Source organism: Roseicyclus sediminis, from assembly GCF_025515305.1.
Lineage (GTDB): Bacteria > Pseudomonadota > Alphaproteobacteria > Rhodobacterales > Rhodobacteraceae > Roseibacterium > Roseibacterium sediminis.
Window position 1 is genome coordinate 150,480 of record NZ_JAOPHT010000006.1, and the last position, 12,953, is coordinate 163,432.

Annotated in this window: 14 protein-coding genes; 4 read left to right on the plus strand and 10 right to left on the minus strand. The window is 66.3% G+C overall.

All coding sequences use genetic code 11. The features are described 5' to 3' along the window. Positions 1–89: 89 nt before the first annotated feature. Complete coding sequence (locus N8I71_RS10465) at positions 90–1,343, minus strand: alpha/beta hydrolase (protein WP_262877924.1); 1,254 nt, start codon at positions 1,341–1,343, stop codon at positions 90–92. An 84-nt stretch (positions 1,344–1,427) separates the two neighbouring features. Between N8I71_RS10465 and N8I71_RS10470 the strand changes: the two genes are divergently transcribed. After that, complete coding sequence (locus tag N8I71_RS10470) at positions 1,428–1,619, plus strand: hypothetical protein (protein WP_262877925.1); 192 nt, start codon at positions 1,428–1,430, stop codon at positions 1,617–1,619. A gap of 520 nt (positions 1,620–2,139) precedes the next feature. Further along, on the plus strand, positions 2,140–3,450 hold the full coding sequence (locus N8I71_RS10475) for an MFS transporter (RefSeq protein ID WP_262877926.1): 1,311 nt from the start codon (positions 2,140–2,142) through the stop codon (positions 3,448–3,450). Positions 3,451–3,715: 265 nt separating this feature from the next. On the opposite strand, the gene N8I71_RS10480 is transcribed toward N8I71_RS10475, so the two are convergent. Next, on the minus strand, positions 3,716–4,267 hold the full coding sequence (locus N8I71_RS10480) for a DUF2269 family protein (protein WP_262877927.1): 552 nt from the start codon (positions 4,265–4,267) through the stop codon (positions 3,716–3,718). A 45-nt stretch (positions 4,268–4,312) separates the two neighbouring features. After that, positions 4,313–4,987: a glutathione S-transferase family protein gene (locus tag N8I71_RS10485; protein WP_262877928.1), complete on the minus strand. Its 675-nt coding sequence runs from the start codon at positions 4,985–4,987 to the stop codon at positions 4,313–4,315. A gap of 104 nt (positions 4,988–5,091) precedes the next feature. Between N8I71_RS10485 and N8I71_RS10490 the strand changes: the two genes are divergently transcribed. Both N8I71_RS10490 and N8I71_RS10495 read left to right on the plus strand, forming a co-directional pair. Further along, positions 5,092–6,012: a LysR family transcriptional regulator gene (locus tag N8I71_RS10490; protein ID WP_262877929.1), complete on the plus strand. Its 921-nt coding sequence runs from the start codon at positions 5,092–5,094 to the stop codon at positions 6,010–6,012. Between the two features lie 157 nt (positions 6,013–6,169). Beyond that, on the plus strand, positions 6,170–8,221 hold the full coding sequence (locus N8I71_RS10495) for a DEAD/DEAH box helicase (RefSeq protein WP_262877930.1): 2,052 nt from the start codon (positions 6,170–6,172) through the stop codon (positions 8,219–8,221). 462 nt (positions 8,222–8,683) lie between these two features. Here N8I71_RS10495 and N8I71_RS10500 read toward each other — a convergent pair whose 3' ends face one another. The 7 genes from N8I71_RS10500 to N8I71_RS10530 all read right to left on the minus strand — a co-directional run bounded on the left by N8I71_RS10500 (position 8,684) and on the right by N8I71_RS10530 (position 12,777). Then, positions 8,684–9,190, minus strand: a complete 507-nt coding sequence (locus N8I71_RS10500; protein ID WP_262877931.1) for a hypothetical protein — start codon at positions 9,188–9,190, stop codon at positions 8,684–8,686. A 3-nt stretch (positions 9,191–9,193) separates the two neighbouring features. Next, positions 9,194–9,415 carry a hypothetical protein gene (locus tag N8I71_RS10505; RefSeq protein ID WP_262877932.1) on the minus strand — a complete coding sequence of 74 codons (222 nt, stop codon included), beginning with the start codon at positions 9,413–9,415 and terminating at the stop codon, positions 9,194–9,196. Further along, positions 9,415–9,954: a hypothetical protein gene (locus N8I71_RS10510; RefSeq protein WP_262877933.1), complete on the minus strand. Its 540-nt coding sequence runs from the start codon at positions 9,952–9,954 to the stop codon at positions 9,415–9,417. Before N8I71_RS10510 ends, N8I71_RS10505 begins: the two co-directional genes overlap by 1 nt. Positions 9,955–10,020: 66 nt before the next feature. Then, entirely contained in the window at positions 10,021–11,361 is a 1,341-nt protein-coding gene (locus N8I71_RS10515) for a serine hydrolase domain-containing protein (protein WP_262877934.1), read from the minus strand. After that, complete coding sequence (locus N8I71_RS10520) at positions 11,342–11,656, minus strand: hypothetical protein (protein ID WP_262877935.1); 315 nt, start codon at positions 11,654–11,656, stop codon at positions 11,342–11,344. Before N8I71_RS10520 ends, N8I71_RS10515 begins: the two co-directional genes overlap by 20 nt. Before the next feature lie 39 nt (positions 11,657–11,695). Continuing rightward, entirely contained in the window at positions 11,696–12,079 is a 384-nt protein-coding gene (locus N8I71_RS10525) for an alginate export family protein (protein ID WP_262877936.1), read from the minus strand. Continuing rightward, positions 12,073–12,777, minus strand: a complete 705-nt coding sequence (locus N8I71_RS10530; RefSeq protein ID WP_262877937.1) for a hypothetical protein — start codon at positions 12,775–12,777, stop codon at positions 12,073–12,075. Before N8I71_RS10530 ends, N8I71_RS10525 begins: the two co-directional genes overlap by 7 nt. Positions 12,778–12,953 lie beyond the last annotated feature (176 nt).

Below are 12,953 nucleotides of genomic sequence, written 5' to 3' on the forward strand. Positions count from 1 at the left end.
CTCTGCCGTGCCGACGGCGCCCCGGCCGCAACGCGGACCTTGCGGCCGTTGGCTGCACGCGCAAATCCGTCAAGGGGCGAGCGCCCACGTTACCCGGTCAGGAACTCCGCGAGCGTTCGGTTGTAGCTCTCCCAGCATGGACTGCCGTGCAAGGGCACATGGTTGGCCGTCTCCAGCACCACCAGCTCGGCCCCCGGAATGCCCGCCGCCAGCTTCTGCGCCTGCGACAGGGGATGCACGGCGTCATCGCGCGCATGTAGGATCAACACCGGGCAGCGCACCTGGCCCAGCAGATGCGCTACGGACGCCGCGTTGACCGCGTCGCGGGCGCGCAGCATGATCTCGGGTGGGCAAGCGGCCTGCGTCATGCGCTGGACTTCGCGCCTTTCCTCCACAGGTCCTTCGGGAAAGTAGGCCGTCGCAAAACCACTCGCGAAGGCACTTTCGGGACGCGCCCAGCCCTCGGCGATCATTGCTCTCAATGCGTCGGGCGCGGCATCCGCGCTGCGCCGCGACCGCCCCTCGACATATCCGCCCACGATTGCCAGCCGCGTCAGCCGCTCGGGGTACAGCGCCGCGAAGGTCAGCGCCGTCATGCATCCGCCCGAATAGGACACCGCGGCGAAGCGATCAAAGCCCGCCGCATCGGCGACCGCGGCCGCATCGCGCGCCTCGATCTGAAAGTCATGGTCGCGCAGGACCCGTTCCGACTGCCCGCTGCCCACACTGTCAAAGCGCAGGTATCGGGTATGGAGCGCCATCGACGAGATCCAGGAACGGTGCAGCCCGTAGGCCCATTCGATTTCCAGGTCGTGCAGGGACAAAGGGCCGAACCGCAGCACGGGCGGGCCCTCGCCGCTGACGGCATAAGCGATTGCACTGCCATCCTCGCTCCGGCAATAGCGGATCCGCTGCGCCGCCTCGGTGGAAGCCGGAGCCGAGTCAGGCGCCCGGGCGACCGCCTCGCCCGACACCTCCGCCACCAACATCAAGCCCCGCCGCGCCACGGTTCGGATGACCGCCTGCGCCTTGCCGGTGTCACCGACGGCCTTGCGCGCGGCCGCGATGCACGCGGAAATCGCGCTCTCCGACACGATCCGCCCGCCCCAGACCTCTTCCACCATCCGGTCGCGCGTCACCAGGTCCCCGGCATTGCGCACCAGCAGATGGATCAGGTCGAATACCTTGGGTTCCACAGCCACCGCGCTGCCGCCCCGCGTGAGCGTCAGGCGGGCATCATCCAGCGTGCAATCGGCGAAATGGTGCTCCATGTCCCTAAACTTACGCCACTTTTTCGGTGCTGACCTACAAGATTCAGCAGTCCAAGAGGTTTCCCAAGGCAATCCCAAGGGTTTCCAAGGGCCTCCCTCAAGCAAGGACGCGCGGGACCGGGCACCTTTGGGTCATCAACCAGCGAGGACCCCATGATGACCCCGTTTCACACCGACCTGATGAAGTACAGCACCCCCGCCGCCCCGACCGCGCATGAGCGCCAGGCGCTGCATGTCCGACGTCAAGTCCGCCGTGCCGTGTTCTCCGCTTTCATCAAGAAGGTCCTTTTGCACGCCCCGCGCTTCCCGGTGGTGGCGAAGCGGCCGCGCGTCAATTCGCAGTCCTGATCCCGGCACGCCAGCCAATTCGGTTTTCATGTTCGCAGCCGCAAACAAATGCGGCACCGCCGTGGGCCGCACCTGCCCCTGCCGCATTCACCGTTCCGGACACCTGGTGACCGGCATTCCAAAGATCACACAGGCCGGCGAGCCACGCTCGGATAACCCAGACCCGCCTAGGCAGACGTGGACGTATGCGGCCGATTAGCCGACCCATGTTCCACGATGGACGAGGCGGCCTGGTTGCCGGAGGCTGGGTTCCGGCATTGCGGGTTCTCCATCCAGCCCTCCCACACCATGCATCCGCACCGCGCCGATGCGCGGAGCCCCCCCTCCGCGAGGCGCGACGCGGACATCGGAAGCCCGGCCCGGAGGGATCGCTTTCGCGCCAGGCAGAATTGATCGGGTCCTGAAAGTCATTTTGCGCATGTCGCAAATCGGGCCTCTTTCGGCGCTGCAGCGACGGCGCGCCAGGTCGTTCCGTGTGACGGGCACTCAACGCGTGCCCGAGCCAGTAAGGTCCAAACCCATGGTGCAAGTCTTGTCCGGTGTCTGGGCCCTTCTGTTGGGCATCGTTCTGATCATGCTCGGCAACGGCATGCACTTCACCCTGATCGGCCTTCGCGGCGGACTCGAGGGGTTCTCGGCGGCGGAACTGGCCGTAGTGACGTCCGGCTACTTCATCGGTTTCCTGTCCGGCGCCCGGCTGACCCCGACGCTGATCCAGCGCGTCGGTCATGTCCGGGTATTCGCCGCGCTCGGAAGCTTCATGTCGGCCGGCCTGATCGCGTTCACCCTGCTGGCGGAGCCCTGGGCCTGGACCATACTCCGGATCCTGATCGGCTTTTGCATGTCGGGCATCTACGTCGCCGCAGAAAGCTGGCTGAACAATGCGACGACGAACGAGTCGCGCGGCAAGGTCCTCTCGGCCTACATGATCGCCCAGACGGTCGGGATCATCGGCGCTCAATACCTCCTGACGCTGGGCGACGCGGCGACCTCCGCCCTGTTCATCGGCGCATCGATCCTCGTATCGATCTCCTTCGCCCCGATCCTTCTGTCGGTCACACCGGCGCCGACCGTCGAGGTCGCACGACCGATGTCGTTCAGAGATCTTTTCGCGGGGTCGCCGCTCGGAACGATCGGGATTTTTCTGCTGGGCAGCATCTACGCCACCCAGTCGGGCATGGGGGCGGTCTTCGGAAGCGAGATCAACATGACGGCCAACGAGATCGCCCTGTTCGTCGCGATGCTCTTCGCCGGAGCGCTGGTGTTTCAGGTTCCGATCGGCTGGCTGTCTGACCGGTTCGACCGCCGCAAGGTCATCCTTGTCACCGCGGTCATGGGCGCCATGGCGTGCTTGCTCGGGTGGCTCTCGGGTGTCGATCACGGCTCACAGGATGGGCGCAACCTATGGCCGCTGATGGGCTCCGCCTTCCTGGCCGGCGGCATGACAACGCCGCTCTATGCATTGTTGATCGCCTATACCAACGACTTCCTGTCGGCCGAGGACATGCCCGCCGCATCCGGCGGGCTGGTCTTTACCTTCGGCCTCGGGGCCATTCTGGGGCCATTGCTGACCGGCTGGGCCATGCAGAGCGCGGGGCCCGATGCCTTCTGGATCGTGATCGGGGCGACCTTCGTCGTCATGGCCGCATACGCGGCGTACCGGATGACGCAACGCATGACGCTCTCCGCCAACGAAACCGAAGCTTATCTCGGCGTGCTGCCTACCGCCTCCGCGGTCGCGATCGAGGCCGCCGGAACCTGGGCGGCCGAACAGGCCGAGGACGAAGACGCCGGTACGCCCGGACACCCCTTGGCCGAAACCGGCCGTTGATGCCTGTGGAATCGCAGGGCTGACATCAACTCCGAACGGACCCGGCCTGTCCCGCATCACCCCGGGCGCAAGCCTCCGGGCATCGATCCCGGCTGGGGCCCAATGGTTCCCGGCCAGAGCGTTTCTTGTCTGAAAGGCCGCTTCGACCGCGACGCCCCGGGCCGAGGCCTTCGCTTCCGTGAAGTCCAGGTCCGCAGGGCCGGCCGGCTGAAACGACCCAGACCCGATCGCCCGCAGGCGACGGGTTGGGTCGCCGGCGCGCGTCTCAGGCGACGGCCTCGCCGCGCAGCCCCTTCACGATGGTGAGACGCGCGCCAATTGCGGCGGCGGCGGCCATCGCGCCCAGCACAGCGATATCGGTTGCCGCGGGTTTCAACACCATCACCGCGACGACGAGAAACAGGACCACGTAGTCGAACCGCGCGATGGTCACCAGGTTGTCGGCCTGTCCGAGAAGGACGCCTTGCGGCACCTGCCCGCCTGTGGTCGACGCGGCCAGTTTCTCGGCCCGCGGCTTGATCAAGAGTATCCCGGTCAGGAATGTCGCGGCAAAACCCGCGATCCCGAGTGCGACCCAGAGTTCGCCGAACCCCGGCCCCATCCATGCCGCGACCAGCCCGGTCAGCAGGGTCAGGATCGAGATCGGCACGAAGTACCCCGGACCAAGCAGGGCCACGATGTCGACGACCACAAGAACGGACGCGGGGCCGCGCTTGCGCCGCATGACCTCGGCCCCGACCAGAAGGGCGAGACCGCCGCCCAGCCACATGATGACAAAGATGACGTGCAGCAGGACCGCGAGATCCGGTAGGCTCATGACGTTCTCCCCGTGATGATGGTGTTGGTGGGTCGTGCCCGTCGATCAGGCCGCTGGCTCTGCCCGGGCGGCGCGGGCTGCGGTGACCATCCCGGTGAAGCCGGCGAAGGCCGCGTCCCACCCCGCGCGGTCGCGCATCCGCGCAAGCCAGGCTTGAACCGCCGGATAGGGCGAGAAATCGAACTCGACGAACTCGGCCAGCGTCACCAGCGAGACGCCCGCGTAATCCGCGATGGAAAGCTCGGCGCCGCAGACGAAGGGGCCGTGCTGCGCCAGTCGCCGGTCCAGCACGGACAGGTAGCGCGCGGATCCATAGGCCCCGAGTGCCGCCATATCGGCCTTGGTTCCCTCGTTCAGCCAGGCAAGCTGGGGCAGCATGCGCGGATAGGTTCCGCAGATCCCGTGAAAGGCGTTGAAGTTGGAGATGAACCGCGCCAGCATCTCGTCGACCCGGATCTGCGCCTGCAACTCCGAAGGGTAGACCGGCAGGTCGAACCGGACCGACAGGTATTTGAGGATCGCGGCGCTTTCCGTCAGCCCGAAGCCGTCGTCCTCCAGGACCGGAACCGTGCCGAGGGGGTTGATCGCCAGGAAATCCGGGGTCTGGTTCTGGTCCGCGAACAGGTTGATCGTGACGATCTCGACGGGGAGGTCGAAATCCGCCACCAGCATGATGACCGGGCGCGAACTGGTCGAAATCGGGTCGCAGTAGAGTTTCATGATCCTGTGCTCCGTTTTTTTGCTGCCCCGACGCTAGCCGCAAGCCGCGCCGTCTGACGAACACCACTCTTGCGGAGTGGTTATCCGGAACCGCATAACGCGACATGGAGAACAGCGACTGGCACATATTCCTCGGCGTCGCCCGGCACGGCTCTACGCTCGCCGCGTCGCGCGTCCTGCGCGTGAGCCAGAGCACCGTTTCACGCCGGATCGACGCGCTCGAGGCGGCGCTTGGCGTCAAGCTGTTCGACCGCCGCCCGTCGGGCTACGCGCTGACCTTTGCCGGAGGGCAATTGCTGCCGCGGGCCGAAGCGATCGAGGCCGCCGTGTCCGATGCCCTGACGACCATCCGGCAGCACAGGCGCGGTCTGGTGGGACAGGTGCGGGTCACCACCATGGGCGCGTTCGCGCAGACCTTCTTCTACCCTGCCGTCCGGGACTTCCGGACGGCCTATCCGGACATCGCGGTCGAGCTGGTGGCGACCGAAGCCAAGCTGGACCTGTTGGCCGGCCAGGCCGACGTCGCCCTGCGCGCTGGCCCGGCACCGGACGTGCCCGGCCTCGTGGCGCGGCGCGTTCTGACGGATGGCTGGTCGGTCTGGTGCTCGCGTGACTATGCCGCGGCGCGGGGCAGGCCCGAGCGGGCCGAAGACCTTGGCCGGCATCCGGTGGTGACCTTGTCGAAGGATTTCGGCAGCGCCCCGTTCGCCGAATGGCTTGAAGGCATCGTTCCGGAGCAGGGCATCGTGATGAGGGCTCACGACATCCCGGGTCTGCTGGCGGGACTCGTCAGTGGCGTGGGCGTGGGCGTGATGTCGAACATGACGGCCGAAGCCGCGGGCTTGCTGCGCTGTTTCGATCCACCGGTCAGAAGCGAGGCCCCGGTCTGGCTCGTCACCACGGAGAGCCTGCAGAAGGAACCCCGCGTCCGCGCCTTCGTCGACTACCTTGCGGGCTACCTCGCGCAGGGCTGTTATCGCAGAATTGCGCTCGATCCGGACAACGCGCGCCGCGAGACGCGTTAGAAAATGGGGCATACCTTGGGGCCCTTGCGATGCGAGAGCTTCGGTCGCGAACCTTCCCTTGCCCTGCCGGATGCGATCACGTCCGGTCTTGCCTGCGCTCTATACAATTGCGGTCAACACGCTTAATGGCGGGGTCTTCCCTCCTTCCAGGTGATGCATGCAGGATTTCTCCGGACTGCCCGAAACGCTGTCGAAGACTTTGGCCGCCAAGGGCTACCGCGAACCGACGCCGGTTCAAGTGGCGGTGACACAGCCGAAATTGGCGGGGCTCGACCTTTTGGTTTCGGCACAGACCGGTTCCGGGAAGACGGTCGGCTTCGGGCTGGCGCTTGGACAGGATCTGCTGGACAGGGATGGGCGATTTGAGCGACCGGCGACACCGCTGGCCCTGATCATCGCGCCCACGCGTGAACTGGCCATGCAGGTGCAGCGGGAGTTCGACTGGCTGTTCGCGGAGGCCGGGATCGTGACCGCGTCTTCTGTCGGCGGTATGGATGCCCGCGCCGAACGCCGGGCGATCGAGCGCGGCGCCCATGTCATCGTCGCCACGCCCGGCCGCCTCAGGGACCACGTGTCCCGCGGGGTGATCGATCTGAGCGACCTGAAGGCGGTCGTTCTCGACGAGGCGGACGAGATGCTCGACATGGGCTTCGCCGAGGATCTCGAATTCATCCTCGACCACACGCCGAAGAGCCGCCGCACGCTGCTGTTCTCGGCGACGGTGCCACGCGGCATCGCGAAGCTTGCGCAAACCTACCAGAAAGCCGACGCGCGGCGGATCGAGGTGGGTGACAAGGACGCCCAGCACAGCGACATCGCCTATGTCGCGCTGACCGTGGCTCCGTCGGATATCGAAAAGGCGATCATCAACCTGCTCAGGTATCATGACCCGCAAACGGCGATCATCTTTGCCAACACCCGCTCGATGGTGGCCCGGCTGGTGGCCAAGTTCTCGAACAGGGGTTTCTCGGTCGTGGCCCTGTCGGGCGAATTGAGCCAGTCCGAGCGCACTCATGCCTTGCAGGCCCTGCGGGATGGCCGCGCGCGTGTGTGTATCGCGACCGACGTGGCAGCGCGCGGCATCGACCTGCCCGGTCTTGAACTGGTCGTCCACGCGGACCTTCCCTCCAATTCGGAATCGCTCCTGCACCGCTCCGGCCGCACGGGACGCGCCGGGCGCAAGGGCACCTCGGTTCTCATCGTGCCGGTCCGTGAACGGTCAAAGGCGCAGCGCCTTCTGAAATTCGCCAACCTGGAGGCCGAATGGGGCACGCCGCCCTCGGCCGAAGCGGTCCTGGCCCGCGACGAGGACAGGCTGATGTCCGATCTCGCGTGGGACCATCCACTCAGCCCCGAGGAACAGGCCTTCGCCGACCGTCTCCTGCAGGCTCACTCCGCCGAAAAGGTCGCGGCGGCTTACCTGCGGCTCTACCGCGACCGCAACTCGGCGCCCGAGATCCTCGGCGACATGCCCGAGCCCGGCGCGCGCAAGCCGCGCGAGCCGTCCGCCTTCGGGCCGAGCACCTGGTTTTCGCTGTCGCTCGGTCGCAAGCAGCGCGCCGAGCCGCGGTGGCTGCTTCCCATGCTGTGCCGCAATGCGGGGCTGTCGAAGGACGCGATCGGGGCCATTCGCGTCCAGTATCAGGAGACCTTCATCGAGATCCTGACCGATGCGGTTTCCGGCATGAAGACCGAACTGGGCCCGGAGCTCGAGCTCGAACAGGGCGCGCGCCTGACGGAGCTGCCGGGCCCGCCGGAGTTCGACGCCTCTCCCAAGGGTCCCCCGGCCGCACCGAAGGCTCCGCAAGACGTGTCTCGCCAGGACGGGGAAGCGCGCAGGCCCTCCGCCGGGACGCCGCAGGCGGATGACGTGAAACCCGCTGCGACAACCCAGGCCGAGCGGCGCAAGGCAAAACCCGATGCGCGCCAGGACAGGCCGGACACACACAAGGCGAAAAGGCCCAAGCACGGAAAGCCGAACCCGGGACAGACGAAAAGCCGGGGGACCAAGGACAACGGGAAGGCCGGCAAGGGCGCCGCGCAGGACACCGAGAGGCGCAAGGATGCCGCCGATCCGTCCAAACGCATTGGACCAGGTCGCGACCGCGGCAAGGGCCAAAAGGATGGCGACAAGCCGAAACGGTTCAAGGCACGCGCCACGAAGGGCCCGGATTCACGCCCGAAAAGGAAACCATCGCCGGCGTCGTGAAAACGTCCGCCCGGGAGTGGACCTTCACCCCATTGAACGGAGGGGGTGCCACCATAGCGCTCCTCGTGACGCCTCAAGAACCCCCGGGCGAACACTCCACTTCATGACCGCAGACAAGGGCCGGTGTTTCCCGCCGGCTTGCGGAATGGTGACGTCAGGCGCATTCGAACCAGTCCGGGCCCGGCCAGTGACGCTGTCCCTTGGGCCATAAAGAGAGCCCGCCACTCGGGAAGTGCGGCAACGGACGTCCATCCGGCGCTTCTCCCTCCTGCCGGCTACAGATCGGTTTCGCACTGCCTTCCGGTCCAGGCGATCATGGCGGCGGAGATCAAGCCAAAGACAGCAGCCAAGGCGACAAGCCGCGCGGGCCGGATCATTCCTTTCCTTTCCAAATCCGTGTCGGCGTGGATGCTCCGGGGTCCGGCGGCCTTTCACCCGACGGCCGGCAGCCGTGCGGAACGGTCAATGAATGACATACTTCAAGCCGGCCAGCGCCAGCCCGATGCCGCCGGCGAAGAGGGCGCCTCCGATTGCGGGCCAATGCCTGCGGTCTATGACCCAGCCGACCCTCGCCCCGATCAGGAGCAGGATGGCGACGCTGACCAGTTGCGAAAGACCCACGGCCAGCTCGACCGTCATCATGCCGAGACCAGCGGACAGGAACAGCAACGCCGGAAGGATCGCCATGGAAAGCGAAGGTGAGCTGTGGCGCCAGGCAGCGTGCCACGCCGACCGCGTCAGCCGTTCACCGGTATCGATGGCATGCGCAAGCAGCTCCGAAAACGCCTTGGCCATCGTCACGGCAAGGACGGAGCCGAACAGGATTGCCGCCGTTTCGAACGGTGCGTCGGAATGATCGCCGATTGCCATCAGAATGCTGAGGACCGTGATCGCCCCGTAGACAATTCCGAAGGCGGCCTTGTCGAGGCGCTTCCAGCCACCGGGCATTTGTGCACTTTCGTTCCGCATGACTCAGGCCTTCACGATTGCCGCCCGAACACGCGCGGCGCTGTCCTCCGCGGCCGCATTCCCCGTCTGGGCATTGGCGGGACCTGCCAGATAGGCCGCTATCGCCAGGACAAGCAGCACGATCGCCACGCGGAACCCGCGCAATGCCCCGGCGATGACCGACACCGCGCCCGGTGACGGTGCTGCCGCGGTGAGCCGTGTCGGGATCTCGGCTTTTCGGGACACTAGCGCGGCTCCGCCAGCACACGGTTGGCAAAGAACTGGCGCGAGCCGGCCGAGGCCACGCTGGGATGATAGGTGCATGTGAGCCGCCCGACCGTGGGACGGTCCGGCACGACGACACGCGGCCGCGCGCTGCCCTGCCCGGTGATCTCGCGGATGAGATCGTCGAGGATCGCGCTGACCAGCCCGCGCGGCCGGCAGGTGATTTCGGCCGCCGACCACGCGCGTCCCATGTTGCAGGACTGCCGCCGCAGCGAAATGTCGACAGTGCCCCCCGAAACGCGCCAGTTCAGGCGCCCCTCGCAGACCAGTTGCGGCCCCTGCACCGCATATGTCCCGTTGCCCCAGTCGCCGAAGCACAGGCGGATACGGTAGGGCCCGTAGAGTGGCCGGTCCACGCGGCAACAGCCATCCACGAACGCCCCGCCAGTGGGTGAATCCGGAACGACGACACGCGCCGACTGATCCTGAGCCGCCCCCGGAAACGTAAGGGTCAAAAGCATGACGACAGGCAAAAGGGCGAGTCTGAGAAAGCCCGTCATGACGTGCTCCTCCTTGCTGGCTGGGACAAGCGCACAACCGGGAGCGCGAGAGCGCTCCCGGTGGCGTTACTGTGCCATCAGGTACTCCGCCACAGCCTGGTAGGCCGGCAACGAGGTCGGGTCGATCCGGCTGTTGAAGGCGATGGGGAAGGACGCGAAGCGCACGATCACCATCTCGGCCGTCGGATCGATGTAGATCGTCTGGCCATGCACGCCGCGCGCGGCGAAGGCGCCGTGTTCGTTGTTGAAGATCCACCACTGGCCGCGATAGCTGCCGCCTGCAAGGTCCGCGTAGCCCGCCGCCGCAAAGGCATCGAGGTCGCCGCCGCCGCGGATGTTCTCGATGGCCGCAGCCGGGATGAGCTGTTCGCCGTTCCACTCTCCGCCGTTGAGGATGATCTGACCGAAACGACCGAGGTCGCGCAGGCCGGCGGAGAGGCCGCCGCCGGCGAAGGGCGTCCCCACGCCGTCCACGGTCATGTAGGCGTCCTGCTCGGCGCCCATCCGGCTCCAGATGCGTTCCGACAGAAGCTCGGTCACCTCCATCCCGCTCACGCGGCTGATGATCCAGCCCAGAACGTCCGAGTTTGGCGTGCGGTAGTGGAACTCCTGCCCGTGCTGGATGCCCTCGGGATCGGGGCCCACGGTGGTCAGGTACTCGAAATACCCTTCCGGCCCGTCATAGTCGTCGGGCTTGGGAAAGGGACTGGCGGCGGCGTTGTAGACCCAGATCGCCGCGTTCGGATCGCCATAGTCCTCGCTGAACTCGAAGGCGGTCGTCATGTCCATGACCTGCCGCACCGTCGCCGACCCGAAGGCGCTCGGTTCGAGCTCGGGGATGATCTCGCTGACCAGAAGCGTGTCGTCGAGCGCACCCTCGGCCACCAGCATCTCGGCCAGCGTGCCGGTGAAGGACTTCGTCATCGACATCGCGGCATGCTGCCCGGCTTCGGTCAGACAGCCGAGGTAGCGTTCGTAGACGATGCGGCCCCGGTGCAGGATCAGGATGCCGTCGGTGTAGTTGGCGTTGAGCGACTCCTCCCACGTCATCTCCTCCACGTCGCCGCGCAGCGGACGGAAGGTGACGGCGTCGATCCCGTCGTCGAGCGCGTATTCCATGGGCATCGGTGCGCCCAGGCCACGGCTCACCTGCTCCGTCGGCAAGAACTCCCGCAGGTGACAGACCGACCAGCGCATGCGCGGAAAGCTGAAGAAGACGCTGTCGGGGTTCGTGATGCGCAGTTCGGGCGGGGGCGGAAAGCCTGTCATCCAGCCCATCGTGTTCGGATCGCTTTCCTCGGCGGTAGGGAACCCGGTTGCCTGCGCGTTTGCATTCGACGTCATGGCGGTCAGCCCCATCACCCCGCAGGCCGCGATGGCGGCGAGCCTAGAAATTGAAGACGACATTCACGAATCCTCCTACCCAGTTCGGGTCGTTCCCCGGAAAGACGTTCCGAATTCCATCCCCCGGCACGGCTATGCTGACGCCGGCCGTCAGGAACACGTTGCGGCTGATGATGCGCTGATACTCGACGAAGAAATCGTCCGAGAGATGCGGGTCGGTGACGCCGGTCACGACGTTGCCAGTGGCCCCGCCGATGTCGAGACGCGTGGCCTGTCCGAACTGGAGCGGGCTGTTCAACTCGTTGGCGCGGACATGCGCGTAGCGCAGCGTGATCATGTCCTGCTGCGTCGGCCGCATCGAGAGAGACAGGTTGTGCGACTGGACATTGGAGTTGCTTCAGATCATCGCCGACTTGGACCCTGTCGCCCAGGCGGCAGGCGATCCGTCATAGTAGAGCGGATCGAACCGTTCGAGGCCGGGCGTGGCGGGGTCGTCGCCGGAGAATGTCTGGTAGCTGTAGGTCAGAACGGGTGTCCACCGCGCGCTGGCGAAGGAGTAGCCCACCTGCGCGCGGCCGGCCCAGGCGTTCAGGTCGACGGCGTCGTTCCACTGGAAAGCCAGGTCGCCCGCGAAGAAGAAGTTCTCCAACGATCCCTCGAATGGGTTCGTCCGCCCGTAGAAACTGATGGTTTCGGTCCCTTCGCGGGCACCCGGAATGACGGTCGGTGCGCCGATCCCGCCGGGCGCGGCCTGCGGGTAGGCGGAGGTGGAATTCAGCACGTTGACGTACGTAAGCCCCAGATAGCCCCGGCCGGGTCGTCGTAACGCAGATCAATGCCGCCGAGTGCGTTGTCGCCGTCCGTGGCCGGACGCTCCCGCGGATCAAGGTAGAACAGGGTGCCGGTGAAGTTGCCGGTCTCCAGCTCCGCGATCGCCGCGATTTCCCAGGCACGGCGGGGGCCGAACTTGAGCGCGCCACGCTCGAACCCGTCCGACCCGCCGTCGGAGATCAGCATGCCGGTGCCGAGCCTCAGCTCGCGCGCGCCGAACGACAGATCCAGCGTCGCGTCCCCGGAAAGGGGAAACCGCAGACCGGCGTAGCTTTCCTCCAGCGTCCAACGCCCCGTGTCGCCCGTGTCGAACGCGTCGGTTCCCAGCGTGTAGGAACCCACGGCGGAGATACGGCCGTAGAATTCCGACCCGTTTCCGAGTGCCGTCTCGAAATTCAGACCGGGCTTGACGTAGATCTCGAGCCATGTCGCGTCGGGATCGTAACCCGAACCGGGCGCCGCGAAGTCCGACAGGTTCCAGAACAGGTTGTCTTCGCTGACGAGGTTCGCGCCGAACTGGAGCGTCGCACGGACACTTGTCCCGTTCGCATCATAAAGGAGCATCGGGTCTTCGGCCTGCGCCTGCGCCGCACCCGCCAGACAGAGCGTGGCAGCCATCGCTCCCTTGATCCGGCCCGGGGACAGCATTTTTCCGGCGGCACGGGATTGCAAGCGGCGCCCGAGATCCGTTGCGCCGACAGTCCCACTGCCAACCGACGTTCGCCGGTTATGCTCCATCGTACCCCCTCAGGTGAGAATCATCGCAATGAAACGATGGAATTGTTTTGACCGACAATGATCTTGCCGCCCAGAATGGGCGCCAT